Below are 25,079 nucleotides of genomic sequence, written 5' to 3'. Positions count from 1 at the left end.
GCCCGGGGAAAAGGCCATCCCTGCCCGACGGGACGAGGAGCGTTATACTGACGGCTCATTTCCGGACGGGGCAGACGGATGGGCCTTGCACGCATGCTCGCCGGCGCCCTGCGCGCGGCGCTCACGCCGCTGATCAGGCGCTGGACCCGGACCCGGCTGATCGAGCCCGCCCCCACGGCGCTGCCGCTGGAACCGACGCTGCCGGTGCTCTACGTGCTGTCGCGCCCGGCGCTCTCCGACACCCTGCTGCTGGAGACCCTGGCCCGCACCCACGGCCTGCCGGGGGCCAGCGGACGACGCCGCACGGGGAGCGTGACCGTGCCCGCCTGCCTGGCGCTGCCTGCCCCGGGGCGCCGCCTGAGGCGCCGCGGGCGGCGACCGACGGCGCCCTTCCAGCCGCTGATAGAACAGTACCGTCGCGATCCCGCCCACGACGTGCAGCTGGTGCCGGTGAGCGTCTTCTGGGGGCGCGCCCCGGGCAAACGCTTCGGCGTCTGGCACCTGCTGGCCGCCGACAGCTGGCGTCTCACCGGGCGCCTGCGCCGCCTGCTCTCGGTGGCGGTCAACGGGCGCGACGTCGAGGTGCAGTTCGGCGCGCCGCTGCGCCTCTCCGAGCTCGATGACGACCGCGACCCGGCGCTCACCAACCGCAAGGTGGCCCGGCTGCTGAGAGGGCATTTTCGGCGCACCCGCACCCGGGTACTCGGCCCCGATCTCTCCCATCGACGCACGCTGATCGACGGCGTGGTGGCCAGCGCCGAGGTGCAGCGCGCCATCGGCGAGGTGGCCGCGGCCGAGAAGGCAACGCGCCCGCGGATCGCCCGACGCGCCCGCCGCTACGGCCGCGAGATCGCCTCCGACATGACCTACCCGGTGATGCGCTTCATGGCCGGCGCCCTGCGGCGCCTGTGGAACCGCCTCTACGATGGCGTCGAGGTGCGCGGCCTGTCGCGGGTCAAGGCCCTGGCCGGCGAGCACGCCCTGGTCTACGTGCCCTGCCACCGCAGCCACATCGACTACCTGCTGCTCTCCTACGTGCTCTACCGCGAGGGGCTGATGCCGCCGCACATCGCCGCCGGGCGCAATCTCGACATGCCGCTGATCGGCCCGTTGCTGCGCCGCGGCGGCGCCTTCTTCATGCGCCGCAGCTTCCGCGACAATCGCCTCTACGCGGCGGTGTTCAACGAGTACCTGCACCGCCTGCTGTCGCGGGGCCATCCCCTGGAGTACTTCATGGAGGGGGGGCGCTCGCGCAGCGGCCGCCTGCTGCCGGCCCGCCCGGGGATGCTCGCCATGACCCTGCGTTCCTTCCTGCGCAGCCGACGGGAGGGCGGCCGGGATGTGCTCTTCGTGCCCGTCTATCTCGGCTACGAACGCATCCTCGAGAACGCCAGCTATCAACGCGAGATGCGCGGGGCCGAAAAGCGCCGGGAGTCGCCGCTGGCGCTCGCCGGCGTGACGCGACGGCTGCGCCAGCCCCACGGGCGGGTGGACGTGAACGTCGGCGAGCCGCTGTCGCTCTCCGCCTTCCTCGACGCCCAGGTACCGGGCTGGCGGCAGGCGCCCGACGCGCCGCGCCCGGCCTGGCTCAACCGGATCGTGCCGGCGCTCGGCGAGACGCTCTCGCGGCGCATCAACGCCGCCGCCGCCCTCAACCCGGTCAACCTGGTCGCCCTGGTGCTGCTGGCCACGCCCCACCGCGCCATCGAGGTCGGGCTGCTGACCCAGCAGCTGGCGCTGCTGGTGGCCCTGCAGCGGCGCCTGCCGGGCGGTCGCGACGCGAGCCTGCCGACGGGCACGCCCGAGGCGTGGATCGAGCAGGTGGCGACGCTGGGCATGATCGACCGTCACCCCCATCCGCTGGGCGACATCATCGTCGCCGACGAGCGCCAGGCCGGGCTGCTGGGCTGGTACCGCAACAACGTGCTGCACCTCTTCGCCCTCGCCGGCCTCACCGCCTTCGCCTTCCGACACCAGGCCGCCCACCGCCTGGACGACCTCGCGGCCCTGCTCGGCCCCGGCTGGCCGATACTCGCCCGGGAGCTCTCCATCGAGCCCGCCCCCGCGCTACGCGACGACCTGGCCGCGATGCTCGAGGCACTGGGCGAAGAGGGCCTCCTGGAGCGCGAGGGCGAGGGCTGGCGGCGGCCCCGGGAGTCGCTGGCGGCCGGGGAGCAGCTCGATATGCTCGGTGCGCTGATGCAGCCCTCGCTGGAGCGGGGCTACCTGCTGCTCTCGGTGCTCTTGAGCGAGCCCTCGGGGCACTTCACCGCCGAGGCCCTCACCGAGCGCAGCCGGCTGCTGGCCGAGCGGCTGGCCCTGCTCTCGGGACGCGACGCCCCGGAGTTCTTCGATGCGCGGCTGTTCGCCGGCCTGGTGGAGAGCCTGACGGCCTGCGGATGGCTCGCCGCCGACGACGGCCGCCTGACGTTCGACGAGGCGCTGCGCGAGGCGGCCCGGGAAAGCCGGGCGCTGTTCGACCCGGCGCTGCGCCATCGACTGCAGCTGGTCAGCCGCCGAGGTGAAGAATGAAAGATGAAGGGTGAGAGGCGAGGAGCGCGCTCAGGCGCCGAGTCGGCGATGCACGTAGAGGTCGTAGCGGCTGGTCTTGTCCGCGATGACGTGGCGCGGCGGCGGGCCCTCCAGGGGCGGCGCCTTGCGCGGTCGCTTGACCACCACCCGATGGGTCGCCACGTCGAGCGCCGCCTCGAGCAGCCGCGGGGCGTCCGGGTCGTCGCCGGCCAGGGTGCGGAAGAGCCGCATCTCCTTCTTGACCAGCGCGGACTTCTCGCGGTGGGGAAACATCGGATCGAGGTGGATCACCTCGGGGGCAACCTCGCGGCTCGCCACCAGCGTGGACAGCGCGCGGCCGGCATCGCCATGCACCAGGTGCATGCGCGCGGCGATCTCGCGAGTCTCGGGATCGGCCAGGGCACGCGCCAGGCCGTCCTCGAGCAGAGCGAAGATCGCCGCGACCCGCTCCACCATCAGCACCTCGGCGCCCAGGCTCGCCAGCACGAAGGCGTCACGGCCGAGCCCCGCGGTGGCGTCCACCACCGAGGGCGTGACGCCCTTGGCCAGGCCGCAGGCGCGGGCGACGAGCTGGCCGCGACCGCCGCCGAAGCGCCGCCGGTGGGCGGCGCGCCCGGCGACGAAGTCCACCGCCAGCGGATGACCGTAGCGGTGCGGGTCGCCGGCCAGCACCAGGCGATCGGACTGGCGGGCCAGGGTCAGTTCGGGCTCGTCCGCGCCGCCCTCATCGACCATGGGTAGCCCCAGGCGCCGGGCCAGGGGATAGAGCGCGGAATCGCGGACCGCGACGCGGCTCATCGGCTCTTCTGCCAGGCGACCTGGTCGCGCAGGTAGACCGGCTGCACCTCGTGCGCCGGACGGGCCTCGCCCCGCGCCAGCGCCTCCATGGCCAGCAGCGCCATGTCGGCGGCCTCGGCCTCGACCTCGGGCAGGCAGAGGCCGAGCCCCGCCTGCACCTCGACGTCCATCTGCTCGCGGAAATTCCAGCCCGACCCGATGCCGACCCAGTCGGCGTCACCCTGCCCCTCGGGCAGGCGCAGCCGCTCCGGAGGCATCACCGCCTCCTCCGAGAGCGCCTCCACGCGGCCGTCGTGGCACTGCCAGGCGGCCACGTAGATCTCCCCCATGCGGGCGTCCAGGGCGGTGATCAGCCGGCGATAGTGGTAGCGACGGTGCCCGCCCAGGGCCAGCGCCTCGAGCGTCGAGACGCCGACCATCGGGCGGTCCAGGCCGAAGGCGAGGCCCTGGGCGACGCCGGCGGCGATGCGCAGCCCGGTGAAGGAGCCCGGTCCCCGCCCGTAGGCCACGGCGTCGAGCGCCGAGGCCGCGAGGCCCGCCTCGGCGAGCACCTCGTCGACCATCGGCAGCAGGCGGCGGGTATGCTCCCGCGGGGTCAGGGCAAAGCGTGAGATCAGTTCGTCGGCGTGGCCGTCGCGACGGCGCAGCAGGGCGGCGGAACAGGCGCTCGAGGAAGCGTCCAGGGCCAGCAGGATCGGCATGGGACATCACGTCGTGGCGAGAAATGTCCGCGCATTATACGCGCGCCGCCGCCTACGACGAAGGCCCGCGAATGCGGGCCTTCGGCGACGTGCAGTGCACGAATGAGACTGGAGGCGAGACTCAGCCTTCGAGGGCCTCGATCACCTGACCGGTGATGTCGTCGATGCTGCCCACGCCCTCGACACGATGGTAGGCCGGCGCCGCCTCGGGCGCTTCCTTGGCCCACTGCTGGTAGTAGTCGACCAGCGGCGCGGTCTGCTCGTGGTAGACCGCCAGGCGGTTGCGCACCGTGGACTCACGGTCGTCGTCGCGCTGGATCAGCGCCTCGCCGGTGACGTCGTCCTTGCCCTCTTCCTTCGGCGGCTGGTACTCGAGGTGGTAGACGCGACCGGAGCCCGGGTGGACGCGGCGGCCGGCCAGGCGCTTGACGATCTCCTCGTCATCGACGGCGATCTCCAGCACGTGATCGATCTTCACCTCGGCATCGCGCATGGCCTGGGCCTGCGGGATGGTGCGCGGGAAACCGTCGAACAGGAAGCCATTGGCGCAGTCGGGCTGGCTGATGCGCTCCTTGACCAGGGCGATGATGATGTCGTCGGACACCAGGCCGCCGCTGTTCATGATCTCCTTGACCTTGAGCCCCAGCTCGCTGCCCTCCTTCACCGCGGCGCGCAGCATGTCGCCGGTGGAGATCTGCGGGATGTTGAATCGTTCGCAGATGAACTGGGCCTGGGTACCCTTGCCGGCACCCGGGGCGCCCAAAAGGATCAAACGCATCTGACTGCTCCTTATAAGTGTGTTTCTGGTCGACGAAGAAAGGTAAGGAGCGAACGATAACCGCGCCGCCGGGCGCAGACAAGCGAAGGCCCCCGATCCAGGTCGTTAAAGAGGAAAAAAAGAGTTCGGCATCAAGCCCCTGCGACCAAGTTGCACTTTGGTCTGCCCCGCTTGAGCCAAGCCCTGCGTGGGGAGTGTCCCGCAAACGACAACGGCGCCTTGCGGCGCCGTTGCGTGGGTCGAGTGCTCGGGTCGACGCCTGCCTTACAGCAGCAGACGGCGGATGTCCGTCAACACCTGACCCAGGAAGGCGGTGAAGCGCGCGGCATCGGCGCCGTTGACCGCCCGGTGGTCGTAGGAGAGGCACAGCGGCATCATCAGCCGCGGCTGGAAGGCCGCGCCGTCCCACACCGGCTTCATCTGCGCCTTGGAGATGCCGAGGATGGCGACCTCCGGGGCGTTGACGATCGGCGTGAAGGCGGTGCCGCCGATGGACCCCAGGCTCGAGATGGTGAAGCAGCCGCCGGTCATCTCGTCGCGCTTGAGCTTCTTCGACTGCGCCTTGCCGGCCAGTTCCACTGACTCCTTGGCCAGCTCGATCAGCGACTTCTGGTCGGCGTTGCGGATCACCGGCACCATCAGGCCGTCCGGGGTGTCCACGGCGATGCCGATGTGCACGTACTTCTTGTGCACCACGGTCTCGCCGTCGCTCTTCAGGCTGACGTTGAACTGCGGGTACTTCCTCAGCGCGAAGGCGCAGGCCTTGATCAGGAAGGGCAGCGGCGTGAGCTTGGCACCCTGCGCCTCGGCCTCGGCCTTCATCGACTTGCGGAAGGCCTCCAGCTCGCTGATGTCCGCCTCGTCGAACTGCGTGACGTGGGGCAGGTTGACCCAGCTGCGGTGCAGGTTGGTGGCGCCCATCTTCATCAGGCGACCCATCGGCTTCTCTTCCACCTCGCCGAACTGGCTGAAGTCCTGGTCCGGGATCGGCGGAATGCCGCTGCCGGCAGCGGCCGGTGCCGCCGCGGCGGGCGTCGCCGCCTTGCCGTCCATGACCTGCTTGACGTAGGCGTGGACGTCCTCCTTGAGCACGCGCTCCTTGGGGCCGCTGGGCTTGACCAGCCCCAGGTCGACGCCCAGCTCGCGGGCCAGCATGCGCACCGCCGGACCGGCGTGCACCAGCTTGCCGTCGCGCGGCTTGTGGGCGGCCATCTGCGCCTCGGGGCTCGGCGAGCCGGCGGGCGTCCCGGAGGCCTTGGCGGCCGGCGCCTCGGCCTTCTGCTGCGGCTTCTCCGCCTTCTTTTCGGGCGCCTTCGCCGCCGGCTTGGCGGCGGGCTTGCTGCCCGCTACCTCGATGTAGCCGATCAGGTCGCCCTCGGAGACGGTGTCGCCCTCCTTGACGGTCAGCTCGAGGAGCTTGCCCTTGTAGGGGCTGGGCACGTCCATGGAGGCCTTGTCGGACTCCAGGGTGATCAGCGGGTCCTCCTCGTCGACCTCGTCGCCGGCGCTGGCGGCGATCTCGATGATCGGCACGTCGGCGGAACCGGAGAGGTCCGGCACGCGGACTTCCTTGCGCTCCGGCTCGCCGCCGCCGGCACTCTCTTCCTCGGCCGGGGCCTCGTCCTGCGGGGCGCTCTCGGCCGGCGCGGGCGCCGACTCGGCGGGCTCGGCGTCACCGCTGCCCTCGCCGGTACCCGCGTCCTCGACGTCCATGGTGCCGATGACGTCACCCTCGGAGACGGTATCGCCCTCCTTGACGGTCAGGCTGACGATCTTGCCGGCCTGGGGGCTCGGCACGTCCATGGAGGCCTTGTCGGACTCCAGGGTGATCAGGGTGTCTTCCGCGTCGACCTGGTCGCCCTCGGCCACCGCCACCTCGATGATCTCCACGTCGGCGGAGCCACCGAGGTCGGGCACCTTGATCTCGACGGTCTGCTTGCCGCCGCCACTCTGCTTGGCCGCGGGCTTCTCCGGCTCCGGCGCGGGCTCGGCCGCCTGCTCGGACTCGGGGGCCTGCTCGGCCTCTTCCTTGCCACCGGCGTCGGCGTCGCCGCCACCCTCGGCCTCGATCTCGACGATGTCGTCGCCCTCGGAGACGGTATCGCCCTCCTTGACGAGGACCTTCAGCACCTTGCCGCCCTTGGGCGCCGGCACGTCCATGCTGGCCTTGTCGGATTCCAGCGTGATCAGGGTGTCCTCGGGGGCGATGACGTCGCCCTCGGCCACCGCGATCTCGATGATCTCGACATCGGTATCGCCACCGATGTCCGGAACTTTGATGATTTCGCTACTCAAGGTCGCGCTCCTTCAAACTCTTGACGGGGGCGGGCCCGCGGGCCCGCCATGCCACCGAATCGCTCGGGCGACGCCTCACACCGCAAGCGGGTTGGGCTTGGCCGGATCGATGCCGTACTTCTTGAGCGCCTCGCCGACGACCTTGCGATCCAGCTCGCCGCGGTCGGCCAGCGCCTTGAGCGCGGCCACGGTGACGAAGCGACGATCGACCTCGAAGAAGTGACGGAGCTTCTCGCGGGTGTCGGAGCGGCCGTAACCGTCGGTGCCCAGTACATGGTAGTCGGTCGGCACCCAGGCGCGGACCTGGTCGGCGAACAGCTTCATGTAGTCGGTGGAGACGATCGCCGGACCCTCACGGCCCTCCAGGCAGGCGGTGACGTGGGGCTTGCCCACCTCGGCCTCGGGGTTGATGAAGGCCTGACGGTCGATCTCCAGGGCCTCGCGACGCAGCTCGTTGAAGCTGGTGACGCTCCAGATGTCGGCGCCCACGCCCCACTCCTCGGCGAGCATCTCGGCGGCCGCCTCGACCTCGCGCAGGATGGTGCCGCAGCCCATCAGCTGCACGCGGCCCTTCTTGCCCTGGGTCTCGCGCAGCAGGTACATGCCCTTGATGATGTCGTCGGCGGGCACTTCCTCCAGCGCCGGCTGCTCGTAGTTCTCGTTCATCACCGTCAGGTAGTAGAAGCAGTTCTCCTTGTCGGTGAACATCCGCTTCAGGCCGTCCTGGACGATCACCGCCACCTCATGGGCGTAGGTCGGATCGTAGCTGCGGCAGTTCGGGATCATCGACGCCTGCAGGTGACTGTGGCCGTCCTGGTGCTGCAGCCCCTCGCCGTTCAAGGTGGTGCGACCGGCGGTGCCGCCGACCAGGAAGCCGCGGGCCTGCATGTCGCCGGCGGCCCAGGCCAGGTCGCCGATGCGCTGGAAGCCGAACATCGAGTAGTAGACGTAGAACGGCAGCAGCGTCGTGGCGTTGTTCGAGTAGGAGGTCGCGGCGGCGATCCACGCCGACATGGCGCCGGCCTCGGTGATGCCCTCCTCGAGGATCTGACCCTTCTGATCCTCGCGGTAGAACATGATCTGGCCCTTGTCCACCGGCTCGTACTTCTGCCCTTCCGAGGTGTAGATGCCGAGCTGGCGGAACATGCCCTCCATGCCGAAGGTGCGCGCCTCGTCGGGGATGATCGGCACCACGCGCTCGCCGATCTTCTTGTCCTTGACCAGGCCGTTCAGGATGCGCACGAAGGCCATGGTGGTGGAGACCTCGCGCCCCTTGGAACCGCCCGTCTGGGAGGCGAAGGTCTTGTCTTCCAGCGCCGGGATCGGCAGCGACTCGAAGTCGTTGCGACGGCTCGGCAGGTAGCCGCCCAGGCGCTCACGCTGCAGGTGCATGTACTTGAGCTCCGGGGAGTCGTCCTCGGGCTTGTAGTACGGCACCTCCTTGAGCTGCTCGTCGGTCAGCGGAATGCCGAAGCGGTCGCGGAAACGACGCAGCGCCTCGTACTCCATGGTCTTGACCTGGTGCGCCTCGTTGGCGGCCTCGCCGTCGCCGCCGCCCATGCCGTAGCCCTTGACGGTGTGCGCCAGGATCACGGTGGGACGACCGTTGGCGTTCTGGGTCGCCTCGTGGTACGCCGCATAGACCTTGAACGGGTCGTGGCCGCCACGGTTGAGCTTCCAGATGTCCTCGTCGGACATGTCCTTGACCATCTCGGCGGTCTCCGGGTACTTCCCGAAGAAGTGCTCCTTGGTGTAGGCGCCGCCGTTGGCCTTGTAGTTCTGGTAGTCGCCGTCGACCGCCTCATCCATGCGCTTTTGCAGGATGCCCTTGGTGTCCTTCTCGAAGAGCGGATCCCACAGGCGGCCCCAGACGACCTTCTGCACGTTCCAGCCGGCGCCACGGAAGACGCCCTCGAGCTCGTCCATGATCCGCGAGTTGCCGCGGACCGGGCCGTCGAGGCGCTGCAGGTTGCAGTTGATGACGAAGATCAGGTTGTCGAGCTTCTCGCGGCTGGCCAGGTGGATGGCACCGAGGGACTCCGGCTCGTCGCACTCGCCGTCGCCCATGAAGCACCAGATCTTGCGATCGTGCATGTTCTTGAGTTCACGGGAATCCAGGTACTTCATCACGTGGGCCTGGTAGATGGCCTGGATGGGGCCGAGGCCCATGGATACCGTGGGGAACTGCCAGAAGTCCGGCATCAGCCAGGGGTGCGGGTAGGACGAGAGGCCGTCACCGTCCACTTCCTGGCGATACTTGTCCATCTGGTCTTCGGTGAGGCGGCCCTCGAGGTAGGCGCGGGCGTAGACGCCCGGCGCCACGTGACCCTGGATATAGACCAGGTCGCCCTCGAAGTCGCCGTTCGGCGCGCGGAAGAAGTGGTTGAAGCCCACGTCATACAGGGTCGCCGCCGACATGAAGCTGGCGATGTGCCCGCCCAGGCCCGGGTTGGCGCGGTTGTTGCGGATGACCTGGGCGATGGCGTTGTAGCGGATCAGCGAGCGGATGCGACGCTCCATGAACAGGTCGCCCGGCATCGGCGCCTCGCGGTGCACCGGAATGGTGTTGCGATGCGGGGTCGTCACCGAGAAGGGCACCTGCATGCCATCACGCCGCACCCGGTCGGCCAGGCGAGTCATCAGGTACCGGGCACGATCCTCGCCCTCGCGATCCAGGACCGATTCCAGGGAATCCAACCATTCCGTGGTTTCGACCGGATCGAGATCTTCTCTTGTTTCCAGACTCATAGACGTCTCTCCGAATGACGGTGGGGTACTACAGCCCCGCAGAGGGGCGAAATGGCACTCATGATCGGGGTTGGCGCCCCATCGCGTCAGGCCTGTAGTTGTTTTACAAGACAATGTACAGGGTGCCCTGCTGATGGCGCGAAGATACCGTAAACGCTGGTCCCTGCCAATTCAAGATAGAGTGGAAATATTTTTCAAATTCCCATATTGCACCGCAGCGTAGGGGATTAGCGGGCATTTTTGCGTCGAAACCGGCCGGATTCTTGTCGCTGTCCAGCCGCTGTAGGCGCACTACCCCGCGCGACTCGCCCGACGCCGGCGTGGCGCAGCCGGCGCATCGCGTTGGTGCCTAAGTACGTATTTTTCCAAGCTCCTGGCGAAAGTAGGCCCAGTCGAAGGCCGGGCCGGGGTCGTTCTTGCGCAGCGGGGCAACCCGGGCGTGGCTGGTGATGCGACGCGGCGTGAGCGCCGGATAGCGCGCCAGCAATGCCGCCGTGGCGCTTGCCAGGGCCAGGTACTGGGCGCCGGTATAGGGCGTCACCTCGTCCCCCTCCAGCTCGATCCCCACGGCGAAGTCGTTCAGCGCTCGGCGCTCGAGGGCGCCATCCTGCCAGCGCGAGCGCCCGGCGTGCCACGCACGCGCCTCGAAGGGCACGAACTGCACGCACTCCCCGTCGCGGCGAATCAGCAGATGGGCCGAGACGCGCAGCTCGGCGATCGTGGCGAAGAAGGGGTGCGCCGCGGGATCAAGCCGATTGGTGAAGAGCCGCTCGATATGCTCGCCGCCGAACTCGCCCGGCGGCAGGCTGATCGAGTGCAGCACCAGCAGCGAGACCTCCCCCGCCGGGCGGTCGTCCTGGTTGGGCGAGCGAAGCCGCCGAGCCGGCACCAGCCAGCCGTCGTCGATGCGCATGGTTTTTCCCTGACGTCGATGCATGAGTTTCCCCTATAATGACCCGCTCAAGCTTCCCCGCACAGAGATGGACCCGCCATGCATTATCAGGACGCCATTGCCGAAGAGATCCGTGACAGTGCCGCTCGGCTGCTGGCCGAGGACGTCGGCCCCGGCGACATCACCGCCCAGCTGATTCCCGAGAAGCAGATGGCCCGCGCGCGGGTGATCACTCGCGAGACGACGATCCTCTGCGGGGTGGCCTGGGTCGATGAGCTCTTCCGGCGGCTCGACCCCCGGGTCAGCCTGCACTGGCAGGCCGCCGACGGCGACCGCCTCGAGGCCGGCCAGGCCTTCCTCGAGCTGGAGGGGCCGGCGCGCAGCCTGCTCACCGGCGAGCGCGCCGCGCTCAACCTGCTGCAGACCCTCTCGGCCACGGCGACCCGAACCCGCCACTACGTGGACCTGCTCGAAGGCACCGGAGTGCGCCTGCTCGACACCCGCAAGACCCTGCCCGGCCTGCGCCTGGCGCAGAAGTACGCGGTGACCTGCGGCGGCGGCCACAACCATCGCATCGGCCTCTATGACGCCTTCCTGATCAAGGAGAACCATATCGCCGCCTGCGGAGGGATCGAGGCGGCGGTGAAGGAGGCCCGGGACATCGCCCGTGATCTGCCGGTGGAGGTGGAGGTGGAGACCTTCGAGGAGCTTGACCTGGCGCTGGCCGCCGGCGCCGATGTCATCATGCTCGACAACTTCAGCCTCGACGACATGCGCGAGGCGGTCGCCCGCAACGCCGGCCGCGCCACCCTGGAGGCCTCGGGCAACGTCGACGAGACCACGCTGTGCGCCATCGCCGAGACCGGGGTTCACTGCATCTCCAGCGGCGCGTTGACCAAGGACCTGAAGGCCATCGACCTGTCGATGCGCTTCATCGACGAACCGGGCTGACACTCCCACGGGCGACCCGGAGACCGCTCAGGTCTCGACGGCGACGAGACGCTTCTCCAGGCACTGGCGATAGAGCCGCTCGCCGCCGCGCTCGACCCATTCGTCGCCGAGCCGGGTCCAGCCGCGGCGCACCAGGCCATCCGCCAGCACGGCGCTGGCCTCGACCCGGGCCCGGCTCACCCCCTGCTCCAGCAGCATCCGCTCGGCATGCACCAGCAGCGTCGAGCCGATGCCGCGTCGGCCCAGCGACGGCCAGACGTAGAGGGTCTCGATCCGCCCCTCGAGCAGATCCAGCTCGAGAAATCCCACGCAGCGCCCCTCGCAGTCGGCCACCAGGGTGGTGAAGAGCGCCTGGCGCGCCGACCAGGCACTGGCATCCCGCGGCAGGGCCATCGCCCAGGCCTCACGCTCGGCTAGCGTGTAGTGCCCCGCCGCCCCCTGCATCACGGCGTGATGAAACACCTCGGCCTGGTCGGCGGCGTCGCGGACGCGCGCGGCCCGGTAGACGATACGCGGGCCACGGCGCGCTTCGGGGCGAGCCTCGATGGGCGGCTCGGCGCCGTCGGTGGGATGGTCGGCATGACGCATGCGTGAGCTTCCTGCGATGATGATCAGGCCAGCAGACTACCCAAGCCCTGCCTCGGGGCCAATCCCCGCGACGGAAAAGCGCAAGGATACGCCATGAACGACCGCCCCGCCCTGCCCGACGCCTTCGACCTGACGCCCGTCGGCGTCATCGAGAGCGACTTCCCGGACAAGTTCGGCATTCCGCGCCAGCCGGGGCTGGCGAGTGAGGCCCGGGCGAGCCTCGTGCTGCTGCCGCCCTTCGACGATCCGCTGACGGTGAGGGGCCTCGACGCCTTCAGCCACCTCTGGCTGACCTTCGTCTTCCACCAGAGCCCTGAGCACTGGACGCCGCTGGTGCGCCCGCCGCGCCTGGGCGGCAACGCCCGGGTGGGCGTCTTCGCCAGCCGCAGCACCCACCGCCCCAACCGGTTGGGGCTCTCGCTGGTGGAGCTCGTCGACATCGATACCGAGCGCGGCGTGCGGCTGATCCTGCGCGGCGCCGACCTGGTCAGCGGCACCCCGGTGCTCGACCTCAAGCCCTACCTGCCCTGGGCGGAGTCGCGCCCCGAGGCGCGCGCCGGCTTCGCCCCCGAGGCGCCGCCGACGCTGGCGGTGGCGCTCTCCCCGGCGGCCGAGGCGGTGCTTACGCGCCGCGAGGACGGCGACAGCCTGCGCGCGCTGATCCGCCAGGTGCTCGCCCAGGATCCGCGCCCGGCCTATCGCCGGGGCGCCGAGGAACGGGTCTACGGGGTGCGCCTGCGCGACGTGGACGTGCGCTTCCGGGCCCAGACCGACGCCGCGGGCGAGACGCGCCTGGAGGTCGTCGAGATAGTGACAATGTAGACAAGGACACATACGACGACGCCCTCCGTAGAGGGCGTCATCGTATGCCGTTCGATCATTTCGACCGGGCTAGTCTGAATGATCCACATGGCAAGAAGATGTGCTGATTCATGTCGCGAGCGATGAGAGGCTGGCCGCCGCCGGAGCACAGCCACCGGAATGTAGCCTGCTACATGAGGATGGCGAGCACCGCCGGCGGCCAGGATATCGAGCGCAGCAATGAATCAGTGCGTCTTCAAGAGAAGTCGATGCCGATCCGCCGGCCAACCTCCTCGTAGGACTCGATCACGTTGCCGAGCCCCTGGCGGAAGCGGTCCTTGTCGAGCTTCTCGCGGGTCTTCGCGTCCCACAGGCGGCAGCCGTCCGGGGAGAACTCGTCGCCCAGCACGATCTTGCCGTGGAAGAGCCCGAACTCGAGCTTGTAGTCGACCAGCAGCATGCCGCCGTCTTCGAACAGCGCCTTGAGCACCTCGTTGACGCGGAAGGTCAGCGCCTTCATCTCGGCCAGCTGCTCAGGCGTCGCCCAGCCGAAGGTCTCGGCCAGCGACTCGTTGATCATCGGGTCGTGCAGCTCGTCGTTCTTGAGGAACAGCTGGAAGGTCGGCGGAGTGAGGGTCTGCCCCTCCTCGACGCCGAGGGTCTTGACCAGGCTGCCGGCGGCGATGTTGCGCACCACGCACTCCACCGGAATCATCTCGAGGTTCTTGACCACGCACTCGTCATCGGAGAGCAGGCTCTCGAAGTGGGTGGGGATCCCCGCTTCCTGCAGCTTGCCCATGATGAAGGCATTGAAGCGGTTGTTGACCTGGCCCTTGCGCTCGAGCGCCTCCACGCGACGGCCGTCGAAGGCGCTGGTGTCGTTGCGGAAGTGCAGGATCAGGCGGTCCGGATCGTCGGTCGCATAGACCGACTTGGCCTTGCCGGCGAAGAGTTCTTGGCGCTTTTCCATGGGAGCCTCCAGAGGCGAGGATACGGGTAAGGATGGTCGGTCAGCCGAGGGTCTGCCACGCCAGGCCATCGTCCTGGGCGGCGATCCTCAGCCGGGAGTCGTCGCCGTCGAGCAGGGGCACCAGGGCTTCCAGGGCCAGCTCGGGGCGGTTGTTGTGTTCGGACAGGTGCGAGCAGACGATGCGCTGCAGGCGGTCGAGCCCCAGCCGCTGCAGCAGCCAGGCTGCCTGGACGTTGGCCAGGTGGCCCCAGTCGCCGCCCACGCGTCGCTTGAGGCTGGCGGGATAGGGCCCCTCGGCGAGCATCCGGCGATCGTGGTTGCACTCCAGCACCAGGCCGTCGCAGCCGGCGAAGGCCTCGACCACATGCGCGCTGGGGTGCCCCAGGTCGGTGAGCAGGCCGAGCCGACGGCGGCCACCGGCGATGCAGAACTGCACCGGCTCGCGGGCATCGTGGGGCACGGTGATCGGGTCGATGGAAAGTCCCTTGATGGCGAACCTCGCCTGGGGGGTGATCCAGTGACGGTGCGGCAGCTCGCCGAGCCGACCCGACAGCCAGGTGCCCGGCGTCAGGTAGACCGGCACCTTGTGACGGCGCGCCAGGGGCCCGACGCCGCGGATGTGATCGCCATGTTCGTGGGTCACCAGCACGGCGTCGAGCTGGCGGGGGTGCAGCCCCAGCCGGGCCAGGCGGCGCTCGGTCTCCTTCAGGCCGAAGCCGCAGTCGACCAGCAGGTGCGTCTCGCCGTCGCTGACCAGGGTGGCGTTGCCCTTGCTGCCGCTGCCCAGGGAGGCGAAGGTCAGGCCACCCGACGCCGCATCGTTCATCAGCGCAGCAGGCCCGCCACCCGCTCGAGCAGCTCGCGCTGATCCTCCTCGGAGAGCGCGCCGGCCTCGCCGACGCCCACCGCGCGCAGCACGCTCTGCTCGGGGCCACGGGCCTCGAGGGTCAGCCGCACCGGCTGCGGCTCGGCGCCGAGCTCGAGGGACGCCAGCGAGCTCAGCAGGCCCTGCTCGCGCCCTTCGCGGGTCAGGTAGTCGACCAGGAAGCTGTGCGCGCTCGGATCGCGCTCACGCAGTTCACGGCGGCCCTCGACGGCGAAGTCGATCTCCAGCTGGTGGCTGAGCTCGGCCCACAGGCGATCGATGTCGTAGGGCAGGATCACCTGCCAGTCGTCACCACGCTGCTCGAAGCGGGCGCGGTCCTGCACCTCGGGGCGCTGGGCGGTCAGCGACGCCGCGCTGGCCGAGGCGCTGAGCGACTGGAAGTGGCGCTCCAGCGCCCGCAGGCAGCCCGCATCGACGCTGCCGCCGCGCTCGCAGTGCAGCTCGCTGTCACCGCGGCGCAGCCCCTGGCGGACGCTCAGCCGGGCCTGTTCGGTCGAAAGCACGCCGCGGCTCGGATCCCGGGCGACGACGTCCAGGCCGCGGGCCTGCGCGAAGCGCTCGAGCTCCGGCCACACCGAGGCCGGCTCGGCGCCCACCACCAGCCAGGCGTCGCTTGCGATCTCGCGGCGCTCGACGTAGCCGCGCTCCCGGGCACGTCCCGGCGAGAGGGCCTGGGGCAGCGGTGCCTCCACCACGCCGTCCTCGGCGGGACGCGCGCCGCTCACCTCGGGTACCGGCATGGCATCGCGGTAGCGCGCCGGGTTGCGGGCCTCCGGCAGCACCAGGGGCGCCGTCTCCTCGGCCTCGGCGTAGTCGAGGTTGCGATCGTGATAGTAACCATCACGGGCGCAACCGACCGTGGCCAGTGCGACCGTCGCCACCAGCATCCCTTTCAGCGCAGAGTTCATGCGTCCACCTTGCCTCGTGTTGTGCGGAGTGCGATGCCGGGCACCGCTCAGTCGTCGATCATCCCCGCCAGCTGCAGGGCCTCGCTGACGGTGGAGTGGTACTTCTCGGAGAGCCAGGTCAGCGGCAGGCGGATGCCCGGCTCCACGTAGCCCATGCGATGCAGCGCCCACTTGACCGGGATCGGGTTGGACTCGACGCCCAGGTTGGTGTGCAGCGGCAGCAGGCGGGTGTTGATCTGGTGGGCCTTGTCGGCATCGCCGGCCACGGCGGCGCTGCACAGCTCGTGCATGGCCCGCGGCGCGACGTTGGCGGTCACCGAGATGTCGCCGTGGCCGCCCATCAGCATGAAGTCGCAGGCGGTGGCGTCGTCGCCGGAGTAGAGCATGAAGTCGCTGCCCTTGAGGCGCGCGATCAGGTCCTCGGCGCGCTCCAGGTTGCCGGTGGCATCCTTGAGGCCGATGATCCCGTCGACCTCGGCGAGGCGCATCACGGTCTCGTTGTAGATGTCGGAGCAGGTGCGGCCCGGGACGTTGTAGAGGATCACCGGCAGGTCGCTGGCTTCGGCGATGGCCTTGAAGTGCTGGAACAGGCCTTCCTGGGTCGGCTTGTTGTAGTAGGGCGCCACCGTCAGGCAGTAGTCGGCCCCGACCTCCTTGGCGTAGCGGGTCAGCTCGACCGCCTCGGTGGTGTTGTTGGAGCCGGTGCCGGCGATCACCGGAATGCGTCCGTTGACCTCTTCCACCACGGTGCGGATGACGTCGAAGTGCTCGGCGAAGGACATGGTCGTCGGCTCGCCGGTGGTACCGGCCGCCACGATCGCATCGGTGCCGTTGTCGAGATGAAAGTGCACCAGGCGGCGCAGGGCCTCCCAGTCGATATCGCCGTTGACCTTCATCGGCGTCGCCAGCGCGACGATACTTCCAGTGATCATCCTCTCGATTCCTCTCGATTCACCTGCATTCACGGCCTGCCGGCCCCCGGGAAGCGCCGGGACCTGCCCCGGGGCCAGGGGCCAAATGGTACTCAGGCCTCGAGAGCCTGTACAGCCGCGACTTTACAGTTCGCCGCGCCTTGCGTGTAATCGACGCTCATGGGTCCCACCCGCGCCGTCCGACCGGCGGTGTTTTACCATTCCACACCCCCTGCAAGGAGTCGTTTCATGAGCGTCAGCCTCGGCGAGCCCGTCCCCGATTTCACCGCCATCGCCACCGGCGAAACCACCCTCACCCTCTCCGAGCTGCGCGGCCGGCAGGTGGTGATCTACTTCTACCCCAAGGCCAGCACCCCGGGCTGCACCACCGAGGGCGGTGACTTCCGCGATCGCAAGGAGGCGTTCGAGGCCGCCAATACGGTGATCATCGGCGTCTCCCGGGACGGCATCCGCGCCCAGGAGAACTTCAAGGCCAAGCAGGGGTTCAACTTCGCGCTACTCTCCGACAAGGACGAGGCCGTCTGCCGGCTGTTCGACGTCATCAAGCTGAAGAAGCTCTACGGCAAGGAGCACTTAGGGATAGAGCGCAGTACCTTCCTGATCGATGCCGAGGGCCGGCTCGCCCGCGAGTGGCGCGGCGTCAAGGTCAAGGGCCACGTCGAGGAGGTCCTCGAGGCGGCAAAGGCCGTGCACGCCGGCTGACGCCCCCAGCATCGCGCGTCGGGCGGCGCCCTATGGGACCCGCCCGAGCGGGTCGCCTCAGGGCTCGACGGGCGTGTCCGACGCCTCCTGGCGGTGACGCTGCTTGATGCCCCGCGGCCAGGCGTAGACCAGCGCCTTGAGCAGGGTCGCCAGGGGGATCGCGAAGAAGATCCCCCAGAAGCCCCAGATGCCGCCGAAGAACAGCACCGCCAGGATGATCGACACCGGGTGCAGGTTGACCGCCTCGGAGAACAGGATCGGCACCAGCACGTTGCCGTCCAGCGCCTGGATCACGCCGTAGGCCACGATCACGTAGAGGAACTGATCGCTGATGCCGAAGTGGAAGCCCGCCACCGCGGCCACCGGCAGCGTGGCCACCGCGGCACCGATGTAGGGCACCAGCACCGACAGCCCCACCAGCACCGCCAGCAGCGCCGTGTAGGGCAGCCCGAAGAAGGCGAAGGTGAAGAACGCCACGCCGCCGACGATGATGATCTCGGTGAACTTGCCGCGCACGTAGTTGGCAATCTGGTCGTCCATCTCCTGCCAGATGCGGGTCATCAGGTCGCGCCGCTGGGGCAGCAGCGAGACGGTGAAGCCCACCAGGCGGTCGCGATCCTTGAGCATGAAGAAGACCAGGATCGGCACCAGCACCAGGTAGATGATCAGTGCCAGGACGTTGCCCAGCGAGGCCAGCGACAGCGTCAGGGCACGCTGGCCGAGCTGGGTCACCTCGCGGCCGGCCATGCCGATCCAGTTCTGGATCTGGTCCGGCGTCACCAGCTGCGGATAGCGCGCCTGCAGGTCATCGAGCAGCTGCTGGCCGCTGGCGAACATCCGCGGCGTCTCCTGGATCAGGTTGACCAGCTGCGTCCAGATCAGCGGCATCAGGATCAGCGCCATGGCCAGCAACACGCCGATGAAGCCCAGGAAGACCAGGATCACCGCCATCAGGTGGGGCACGCGGCGACGCGTCAGGCCGTTCACCGCCCCCTGCAGCAGGAAGGCGATGACCAGCGCAGTGAGGAAGGGCGCCAGCATGTGGCCCATCCAGATCACCACGGCGAAGCCCAGCGCCAGCACCACCAGCAGGATCACCGCCTCCTCGTCGGAGAAGTAGTGCTCGATCCAGCTACGGAATACCGACCTCAGGGTCATGAAGGCGATGCCCCCCCCTTGCGGATCCAGTAGTGGTAGACCTCGCCCCGCTCCTCCCTGGCCGGCATCTCGTGGGGGCTCTGGGCCACGAAGGTCTCGAAGTCGCGCCAGGAGCCCGCGTCGGTGGCCTGGATCTCGAGCAGCTGACCGGGCGCGAGGCGTGACAGGGCCTGCTTGGCCTTGAGCAGCGGCAGCGGACAGGGAAGACCGCGGGCATCGAGCAGGTCGTCGGGTTGCAGCGCCATGTTGTCTCCCGGGAGAATGCAGTGAGTCGTGCAGGCCGACGGGCCCACACGCAAGTTCCTGCGATTTAAAGGCACTTTGCGGACCGAATCAATGTCAGAGCGGAACGTCCGCCCCTGCTTTCGCCCCGTGACGAGGATGGCCATGCTGCGTCGAACCGGAACCTGCCTCACCGCCAGCGCCCTCTGCCTGGCACTCGCCCTGCCGGCTCAGGCGCAGTCCGCGGCCCCCTTCGAGGCGCCCGACCTGACCGACCGCGGCGGCACCCCGATCGCCAGCGGCGACTACGGCCTGCCGAGTCTCACCCACGGCGGCAGCCAGGCCATCAGCGGCGAGGAGCTGCGCCTGGGTCGCGCCTGGCTGCGCCAGTTCCGCGCCCGCGCGCCCGAATGGCAGGACGCCATCGCCCAGGACTACGTGGAGTCGCTGGTCGCCCGCCTGCTGCCCCACAGCGGCCTCACCCAGGCGCGTACCGTCGTCACCCTGGTGGAGAGCCGCCTGCTCAACGCCTTCGCGGTGCCGGGCGGGGTGATCGGCGTCAACGCCGGGCTGTTCGCCTTCGCCGAGCGCGAGGCGGAGTTCGCCTCGGTGGTCGCCCATGAGCTCGGCCACCTCGCCCAGCGCCACTACGCCCGCGGCCGCGAGCGCGCCGAGCAGACCCAGATCCCGACCATGGCGGCCATGCTGGCCGGCATGCTGATCGCCGCCGGGAGTGGCGGCGATGCCGGCATCGCCGCCGTCATGGGGAGCCAGGCGGCCCTCATCCAGGACCAGCTGCGCTACTCGCGGCGCTTCGAGCAGGAGGCCGACCGCGTCGGCCTGCAGGCGATGGCCGGGGCCGGCTACGACCCGGACGCCATGGTCGAGATGTTTCGCGCCATGCAGCGCATGGTCAGCCTGCAGGGCGGCAACCCGCCGGAATTCCTGCTCTCCCACCCCATGACCGAATCGCGCATCAGCGATACCGAGGCCCGTGCCAGCCAGACGCCCGTGGCGACGCCGCGCGACGAGCCGCTCGAGTACGCGCTGATCAGGGCCCGCGCCCTGCTGGCGATCCATGAGCGCGATCCCCAGCAGGCCGCCACCCAGCTGGCCCAGGACCAGGCCCCCGCGGCGGCACGCCGCTACCTGTCGGCGCTGATCGACGCCCGCGCGGGGCGCACCGACCGGGCGCTGGGCGAGCTCGACGCCCTGGCCCGCGCGCACCCGGACCTCGCGATGCTGCCGGCCACCGCGGCCCAGGTGGCCTTCGCCGCCGGACGCACCGACGACGCCATCGCACGCAGCCGGCGTCAGCTGCGGCTGATGCCGGACTACGCGCCGACCCGCCGACTGCTCGGCGAGGCGCTGCTGCAGCGGGATCCCGACGAGGCCTACCGGGTGCTGCGCGAGCTGGCCGAGCGCCGCCCGGAGGACCCGCAGGTGTTCACGCTGCTCGCCGAGGCCGCCGGGCGCAGCGGCCGGGAAGCCTGGGGCCACCTGGCCCGCGCCGAGCAGCTCCAGCTCACCGGCCGCATCGACCGCGCCATTCGCCAGCTCGAGGTGGCCAAGGACGTGGCCCGGCAACGCGGCGAACCCGCCGCGGCGAGCGCCATCGAACAGCGTCGAGAGGCCTTCCTCGGCTATCGCGAGACGCTGGAGGAGTTCCGGTAGCACCGAGCAAAAGGCGACCAGCCGCCGGAGCGTCGACAAACAGAAACCCTGCTGGATTCAGCATCCAGCAGGGTTTCTCGTTTTCTGCCTCGGCACCCGCCGCCCGTCACCGAGCGGCTGGACCGCCTACTTCTTGAAGTTGAGCATCCGCTCCAGCGGCTTGAGGGCGGCCAGGCGCAGCGCGTCGTCGACGAACACCTCCCCCGTTCCCTGGCGCAGCGCGCCGGCCAGGTTGTCCAGGGCGTTCATCGCCATCCACGGACAGTGGGCGCAGCTCTTGCAGGTGGCGCCGTTGCCGGCGGTGGGCGCCTCGAACAGCGTCTTCTCCGGCACCGCCTGCTGCATCTTGAAGAAGATGCCGCGATCGGTGGCGACGATCAGCCGCTCGTTGGGCAGCTCCTTCGCCGCGGTGATCAGCTGGGAGGTGGACCCCGCCACGTCGGCCAGCTCCACCACCGAGGCCGGCGATTCCGGATGCACCAGCACCGCGGCATCGGGATAGAGCGACTTCAAGTCCTCGACGCCCTTGGCCTTGAACTCCTCGTGGACGATGCAGGCCCCATCCCAGAGCAGCATGTCGGCGCCGGTCTGCTTCTGGATGTAGCCGCCGAGGTGCTTGTCCGGGGCCCAGAGGATCTTCTCGCCGCGCGCCTGGAGGTGCTCGATCACGTCCACCGCGATGGACGAGGTCACCACCCAGTCGGCGCGCGCCTTGACCGCCGCGGAGGTGTTGGCATAGACCACCACGGTGCGATCGGGATGGGCATCGCAGAAGGCGCTGAACTCATCGGCCGGGCAGCCCAGGTCCAGCGAACAGGTCGCCTCCAGGGTCGGCATCAGCACGCGCTTCTCGGGGGAGAGGATCTTGGCCGTCTCGCCCATGAAGCGCACGCCGGCCACCACCAGGGTATCGGCCTCGTGGCGGGCGCCGAAGCGCGCCATCTCCAGGGAATCGGCCACGCAGCCGCCGGTCTCTTCGGCCAGCTGCTGAATGGCATCGTCGGTATAGTAGTGCGCCACCAGCACGGCATTGTTGGCCTCGAGGAGCGCCTTGATCTCGTCGATGCGCGCCTCATCCTCGGCGGGAATGCGGGTGGGGCAATAGGTGCGTGCCAGCTGCTCGCGCAGATCGGCACGGGAAGTCATGATCGTCATCGTGTCTACCACTGTGACCGGCAGGGGCTCCCCCTGCAATGCACCAGGTGTCGCCGCTCGTGCACTCCGCACGGGGCCACACGCCAGAGGGTCAACCGCTGCGTCTGTCGCGATGGCCGACCCAACGCCATTCTAGACCAGAATGCCCGCCCATTGTTCGATTCCGGGGAGAAAGTCTCGCAGCGCGAACGTCCCCGGCCGGGCTCGAGCAGCATCGGGCGCCCCAACGCAGAACGCCCCCGCTTCCGGGGGAAGCGAGGGCGTCGAATCTGGTGGGTCGTGTAGGATTCGAACCTACGACCAATTGGTTAAAAGCCAACTGCTCTACCAACTGAGCTAACGACCCATGACGCATGGCGGCTCAGTCGCCATGGTCTCAGGTTCGGATGGTGGGTCGTGTAGGATTCGAACCTACGACCAATTGGTTAAAAGCCAACTGCTCTACCAACTGAGCTAACGACCCTTCCGAACGGGTGCAGATATTACTGATCCGCCCCCGTGATGGCAAGCGATTTTTGCCTTTCGTCGAACAGAACGCGACGCGTCACCGCTGACGCTGATTCTTCGGCTTGCGCATGGCCTGCACCGGGCGGCGCTTGTGCTTGTCGCGACTCCAGCGATTCTTCTCGTCCGGGGTCAGCTCCGGCACCTTGCGCGCCGCCAGGCCGGCCGTCGTGGCCAGGTCATCGATCTCGTCCTGGGAGAGCTCCACCCACTCCCCGGCCTTGGTGCGCTTGTCGAGGAAGATGTTGCCGTAGCGCACCCGCTTGAGGCGGCTCACGGTCAGACCCTGGGACTCCCACAGCCGGCGCACCTCACGGTTGCGGCCTTCCATGATCACCACGTGGAACCAGGTGTTGATGCCCTCGCCGCCGAACTCCTGCACGTCGGTGAAGTTCGCCGGGCCGTCGTCGAGCATCACGCCCTCGACCATCGCCTTGACGTTGGCCTGGGTGACCTCGCCCATGACGCGCACCGCGTACTCGCGCTCCACCTGGGTGGAGGGGTGCATCAGCTTGTTGGCCAGTTCGCCGTCGGTGGTGAACAGCAGCAGGCCGCTGGTGTTGATGTCCAGGCGGCCGATGGCGATCCAGCGCTCGCCCTTGAGGCGCGGCAGGCGATCGAAGACGGTGCGGCGCCCCTCGGGGTCCTTGCGGGTACAGAGCTCACCCTCGGGCTTGTTGTACATGATCACCCGCCGCGGCACCTCCTCGGCGGCGCGCAGGGTCACCGGACGGTCGTCGAGGGCGACCCGGTCGCGTGTCTCGATGCGGTCGCCCAGGGTCGCCACCTTGCCGTTGACCTTGACCCGGCCGTCGGCGATGGCCGTTTCCATCTCGCGGCGCGAACCCAGCCCGGCACGGGCCAGGACCTTCTGCAGTTTCTCGGTGGTAGTGCTCATCGGTCATCATTCTCACTGGATGTGGATTCCGTCCCCGCGGCAGCGTCATCGTCGACGCGGCCCCGGGCACGTTCGGACAGGCGAGCCTCCAGATCGGCGAAGCTCAGCCCTGCCCGCTCGGACGCCGTCCCGGCGTGGTCGTCGTCGGCCCTCCCGGCCGTCGTATTGGTCGTCTCCGAGACCGTCTCGGCGCTCTCGGCATCGACCTCACCGCCCTCCTCGGGCGGTGGCGTCTCGTCATCTGACCCGTCGTCAGTCTTGTCGTCGGTCTCGTCTTCCGCGTCGGCGTCATCCACCGGCGCGTCGGCCTGGGCCAGCAGGTCGTGCTGGGGCGGCGGCGCCTCCTCCTCGAGGGTCGGCTCCTCGAACTGCTTGAGCTCGTGCATCGGCGGCAGCTCGTCGAGAGTGCGCAGGCCGAAGTCGTCGAGGAAGCTGCGCGTGGTGGCATAGACCGCCGGGCGGCCCGGCACGTCGCGGTGGCCCACCACGCGCACCCAGCCGCGATCGAGCAGGGTGCGCATGATCGAGCCGCTCACCGACACCCCGCGCACCTCCTCGATGTCGCCGCGGGTCACCGGCTGGCGGTAGGCGACCAGCGCCAGGGTCTCGAGCAGCGCCCGGGAGTAGCGCTGGGGACGCTCGTCCCATAGCCGCGATACCCAGGGCGAGAGCCGCGGGCGGATGCGCAGCTGATAGCCCGAGGCGGTCTCGAGCAGCTCCAGGGCGCCCCGCTCGTGGCGCAGGCCGAGCCGCTCGAGGGCGTCGCGCAGCGCGCGACGCGGCGGCTGCTCGTGCTCGTCGAAGAGCCCCTCCAGGCGATCCAGCCCCAATGGCTCGCCGGCCGCCAGCAGCGCGGCCTCGAGGATATCGTCCAGGGCATTGGGGGATTCCATGGCGGTCATGCCGGTTCGCTCCCTTCGTAGTCATCATCGTGGCGCGCGTCGTCGAAGGGGCTTTCATCGAAGGGGCTCTCGTCGCCCGCCTCGTCCTCCAGGGCCTCCTCCTCGAAGGCCGCCTCCTCGTCCAACCGCGCCCGCACGTGGATCGGCGAGAGCGGGGCGTTCTGGACGATCTCGATCATCGCCTCCTTGGCGAGCTCGAGGATCGCCATGAAGGTCACGACCACCCCGGCGCGCCCCTCCCCGAGGGTGAACAGCGCCTCGAAGGGGGTATAGTGCTCCCGCGTCAGCTTCGCCATGATCGCCAGCATGCGCTCCCGGGTCGAGAGCCCCTCGCGGCTGATCTGGTGGGCCTGGTTGAGCTCGGCGCGGCGCAGGATGCCGGCCAGCGCCCCGAGCAGCTCGTCGAGCTCCACGTCGGGGTGGATCACCCGCGCCTCGAGGGCCGGCAGCGCGGCCCGCGCCGGGAACCAGTCGCGACCCAGGCGCGGCAGCTCGGCCAGCGCCTCGGCGGCATGCTTGAGGCGCTCGTACTCCTGCAGGCGGCGGATCAGCTCGGCGCGCGGGTCCTCTTCGTCGTCCTCGTCGCCCTCCTTGGGCGGGCGCGGCAGCAGGGTACGCGACTTGATCTCGGCGAGCATCGCCGCCATCAGCAGGTACTCCCCGGCCAGCTCGATCTCCATGGCCTTCATCAGCTCCACGTACTCGATGTACTGGCGCGTGATGGCCGCCACGTCGATGGCGAGGATATCCAGGTTCTGGCGGCGAATCAGGTAGAGCAGCAGGTCCAGCGGCCCTTCGAAGGCCTCCAGGAAGACCCGCAGGGCTTCCGGCGGGATGTAGAGATCCTCGGGCAGCTCGGTGATCGGCTCGTCGAACAGGCGGCCCAGCACGTCGGCCTGGACGGCATCGCTGTCGGCCCGCTCGGGCGCTTCACTCTGGGGCGTATCGCTCACGCGGGGCCTGGCCTCTCGACTGCACGGCGGATGATCGACCGTGCAGTCTAGCAACTTCGGGGCCGGGAGGGTAATCGCTGGCGGGCCCTGGAGGGCCCGAAATGACGCTGCGGCGGGCGCTCACGGCGCCT

At 69.3% G+C, this 25,079-nt stretch carries 22 protein-coding genes and 2 tRNA genes; 5 read left to right on the top strand and 19 right to left on the bottom strand.

Features of this window, described 5'->3' with window-relative positions; translation table 11 throughout:
- Positions 1–78 precede the first annotated feature (78 nt).
- Entirely contained in the window at positions 79–2,532 is a 2,454-nt protein-coding gene (gene plsB / locus ACGTNG_RS10700) for a glycerol-3-phosphate 1-O-acyltransferase PlsB (protein WP_394577001.1), read from the top strand.
- Positions 2,533–2,562: 30 nt separating this feature from the next.
- On the opposite strand, the gene ACGTNG_RS10695 is transcribed toward plsB, so the two are convergent.
- The 6 genes from ACGTNG_RS10695 to ampD all read right to left on the bottom strand — a co-directional run bounded on the left by ACGTNG_RS10695 (position 2,563) and on the right by ampD (position 10,765).
- Positions 2,563–3,267: a class I SAM-dependent methyltransferase gene (locus ACGTNG_RS10695; protein ID WP_394577261.1), complete on the bottom strand. Its 705-nt coding sequence runs from the start codon at positions 3,265–3,267 to the stop codon at positions 2,563–2,565.
- Positions 3,268–3,326: 59 nt separating this feature from the next.
- On the bottom strand, positions 3,327–4,031 hold the full coding sequence (tsaB, locus tag ACGTNG_RS10690; RefSeq protein WP_394577000.1) for a tRNA (adenosine(37)-N6)-threonylcarbamoyltransferase complex dimerization subunit type 1 TsaB: 705 nt from the start codon (positions 4,029–4,031) through the stop codon (positions 3,327–3,329).
- A gap of 121 nt (positions 4,032–4,152) precedes the next feature.
- Complete coding sequence (gene adk, locus ACGTNG_RS10685) at positions 4,153–4,809, bottom strand: adenylate kinase (RefSeq protein ID WP_138181359.1); 657 nt, start codon at positions 4,807–4,809, stop codon at positions 4,153–4,155.
- Between the two features lie 264 nt (positions 4,810–5,073).
- The gene (gene aceF / locus ACGTNG_RS10680; protein ID WP_394576999.1) at positions 5,074–7,104 is read right to left on the bottom strand and encodes a pyruvate dehydrogenase complex dihydrolipoyllysine-residue acetyltransferase; all 2,031 of its coding nucleotides are present in this window, start codon (positions 7,102–7,104) and stop codon (positions 5,074–5,076) included.
- 75 nt (positions 7,105–7,179) lie between these two features.
- Positions 7,180–9,852, bottom strand: coding sequence for a pyruvate dehydrogenase (acetyl-transferring), homodimeric type (gene aceE / locus ACGTNG_RS10675; protein WP_394576998.1), 2,673 nt, complete (start codon positions 9,850–9,852; stop codon positions 7,180–7,182).
- A 349-nt stretch (positions 9,853–10,201) separates the two neighbouring features.
- A complete protein-coding gene (gene ampD, locus ACGTNG_RS10670) occupies positions 10,202–10,765 on the bottom strand; it encodes a 1,6-anhydro-N-acetylmuramyl-L-alanine amidase AmpD (protein WP_394576997.1) in 564 nt (187 codons plus the stop codon).
- Positions 10,766–10,843: 78 nt separating this feature from the next.
- Here ampD and nadC point away from each other — a divergent pair, with 78 nt between their 5' ends.
- Positions 10,844–11,695 carry a carboxylating nicotinate-nucleotide diphosphorylase gene (gene nadC, locus ACGTNG_RS10665; RefSeq protein WP_394576996.1) on the top strand — a complete coding sequence of 284 codons (852 nt, stop codon included), beginning with the start codon at positions 10,844–10,846 and terminating at the stop codon, positions 11,693–11,695.
- 27 nt (positions 11,696–11,722) lie between these two features.
- Here the strand turns inward: nadC and ACGTNG_RS10660 are convergent, their stop codons facing one another.
- The gene (locus tag ACGTNG_RS10660) at positions 11,723–12,283 is read right to left on the bottom strand and encodes a GNAT family N-acetyltransferase (protein WP_394576995.1); all 561 of its coding nucleotides are present in this window, start codon (positions 12,281–12,283) and stop codon (positions 11,723–11,725) included.
- 93 nt (positions 12,284–12,376) lie between these two features.
- On the opposite strand from ACGTNG_RS10660, the gene tsaA reads away from it, so the two are divergent.
- On the top strand, positions 12,377–13,105 hold the full coding sequence (gene tsaA / locus ACGTNG_RS10655; protein ID WP_394576994.1) for a tRNA (N6-threonylcarbamoyladenosine(37)-N6)-methyltransferase TrmO: 729 nt from the start codon (positions 12,377–12,379) through the stop codon (positions 13,103–13,105).
- A gap of 235 nt (positions 13,106–13,340) precedes the next feature.
- On the opposite strand, the gene purC is transcribed toward tsaA, so the two are convergent.
- From purC to dapA, 4 genes are read right to left on the bottom strand one after another with little or no spacing between them, the layout of a single operon-like run.
- Complete coding sequence (purC, locus tag ACGTNG_RS10650) at positions 13,341–14,054, bottom strand: phosphoribosylaminoimidazolesuccinocarboxamide synthase (RefSeq protein WP_394576993.1); 714 nt, start codon at positions 14,052–14,054, stop codon at positions 13,341–13,343.
- A 40-nt stretch (positions 14,055–14,094) separates the two neighbouring features.
- Positions 14,095–14,880: an MBL fold metallo-hydrolase gene (locus ACGTNG_RS10645; RefSeq protein WP_394576992.1), complete on the bottom strand. Its 786-nt coding sequence runs from the start codon at positions 14,878–14,880 to the stop codon at positions 14,095–14,097.
- Entirely contained in the window at positions 14,880–15,848 is a 969-nt protein-coding gene (locus ACGTNG_RS10640; RefSeq protein ID WP_394576991.1) for a lipoprotein, NlpB, read from the bottom strand. Before ACGTNG_RS10640 ends, ACGTNG_RS10645 begins: the two co-directional genes overlap by 1 nt.
- Before the next feature lie 47 nt (positions 15,849–15,895).
- Positions 15,896–16,780 carry a 4-hydroxy-tetrahydrodipicolinate synthase gene (gene dapA / locus ACGTNG_RS10635; RefSeq protein WP_394576990.1) on the bottom strand — a complete coding sequence of 295 codons (885 nt, stop codon included), beginning with the start codon at positions 16,778–16,780 and terminating at the stop codon, positions 15,896–15,898.
- 228 nt (positions 16,781–17,008) lie between these two features.
- Here dapA and ACGTNG_RS10630 point away from each other — a divergent pair, with 228 nt between their 5' ends.
- Positions 17,009–17,482 (top strand): peroxiredoxin, encoded by a 474-nt coding sequence (locus ACGTNG_RS10630; protein ID WP_394576989.1) that lies wholly within the window; start codon positions 17,009–17,011, stop codon positions 17,480–17,482.
- A gap of 57 nt (positions 17,483–17,539) precedes the next feature.
- On the opposite strand, the gene ACGTNG_RS10625 is transcribed toward ACGTNG_RS10630, so the two are convergent.
- The gene (locus ACGTNG_RS10625) at positions 17,540–18,640 is read right to left on the bottom strand and encodes an AI-2E family transporter (RefSeq protein ID WP_394576988.1); all 1,101 of its coding nucleotides are present in this window, start codon (positions 18,638–18,640) and stop codon (positions 17,540–17,542) included.
- The gene (locus ACGTNG_RS10620; protein WP_394576987.1) at positions 18,637–18,885 is read right to left on the bottom strand and encodes a sulfurtransferase TusA family protein; all 249 of its coding nucleotides are present in this window, start codon (positions 18,883–18,885) and stop codon (positions 18,637–18,639) included. The genes ACGTNG_RS10625 and ACGTNG_RS10620 overlap by 4 nt, the downstream gene beginning before the upstream one ends.
- Before the next feature lie 142 nt (positions 18,886–19,027).
- Here ACGTNG_RS10620 and ACGTNG_RS10615 point away from each other — a divergent pair, with 142 nt between their 5' ends.
- A complete protein-coding gene (locus ACGTNG_RS10615) occupies positions 19,028–20,536 on the top strand; it encodes a M48 family metalloprotease (RefSeq protein ID WP_394576986.1) in 1,509 nt (502 codons plus the stop codon).
- A gap of 126 nt (positions 20,537–20,662) precedes the next feature.
- Here ACGTNG_RS10615 and nadA read toward each other — a convergent pair whose 3' ends face one another.
- From nadA to ACGTNG_RS10585, 6 genes are all read right to left on the bottom strand, one after another.
- Entirely contained in the window at positions 20,663–21,691 is a 1,029-nt protein-coding gene (gene nadA / locus ACGTNG_RS10610) for a quinolinate synthase NadA (protein ID WP_349758143.1), read from the bottom strand.
- Positions 21,692–21,961: 270 nt separating this feature from the next.
- Positions 21,962–22,037: transfer RNA gene (locus ACGTNG_RS10605), tRNA-Lys, on the bottom strand.
- A 41-nt stretch (positions 22,038–22,078) separates the two neighbouring features.
- Positions 22,079–22,154, bottom strand: a tRNA-Lys gene (locus ACGTNG_RS10600).
- A gap of 81 nt (positions 22,155–22,235) precedes the next feature.
- On the bottom strand, positions 22,236–23,093 hold the full coding sequence (gene rluB / locus ACGTNG_RS10595) for a 23S rRNA pseudouridine(2605) synthase RluB (protein ID WP_394576984.1): 858 nt from the start codon (positions 23,091–23,093) through the stop codon (positions 22,236–22,238).
- Entirely contained in the window at positions 23,090–23,995 is a 906-nt protein-coding gene (gene scpB, locus ACGTNG_RS10590) for an SMC-Scp complex subunit ScpB (protein ID WP_394576983.1), read from the bottom strand. The genes rluB and scpB overlap by 4 nt, the downstream gene beginning before the upstream one ends.
- Positions 23,992–24,948: a segregation and condensation protein A gene (locus ACGTNG_RS10585; RefSeq protein ID WP_394576981.1), complete on the bottom strand. Its 957-nt coding sequence runs from the start codon at positions 24,946–24,948 to the stop codon at positions 23,992–23,994. The genes scpB and ACGTNG_RS10585 overlap by 4 nt, the downstream gene beginning before the upstream one ends.
- Between the last annotated feature and the right edge of the window lie 131 nt (positions 24,949–25,079).

This window comes from Halomonas sp. B23F22_3 (assembly GCF_043496965.1).
Lineage (GTDB): Bacteria > Pseudomonadota > Gammaproteobacteria > Pseudomonadales > Halomonadaceae > Halomonas.
This window is presented reverse-complemented; position numbering and strand designations above follow the sequence as displayed.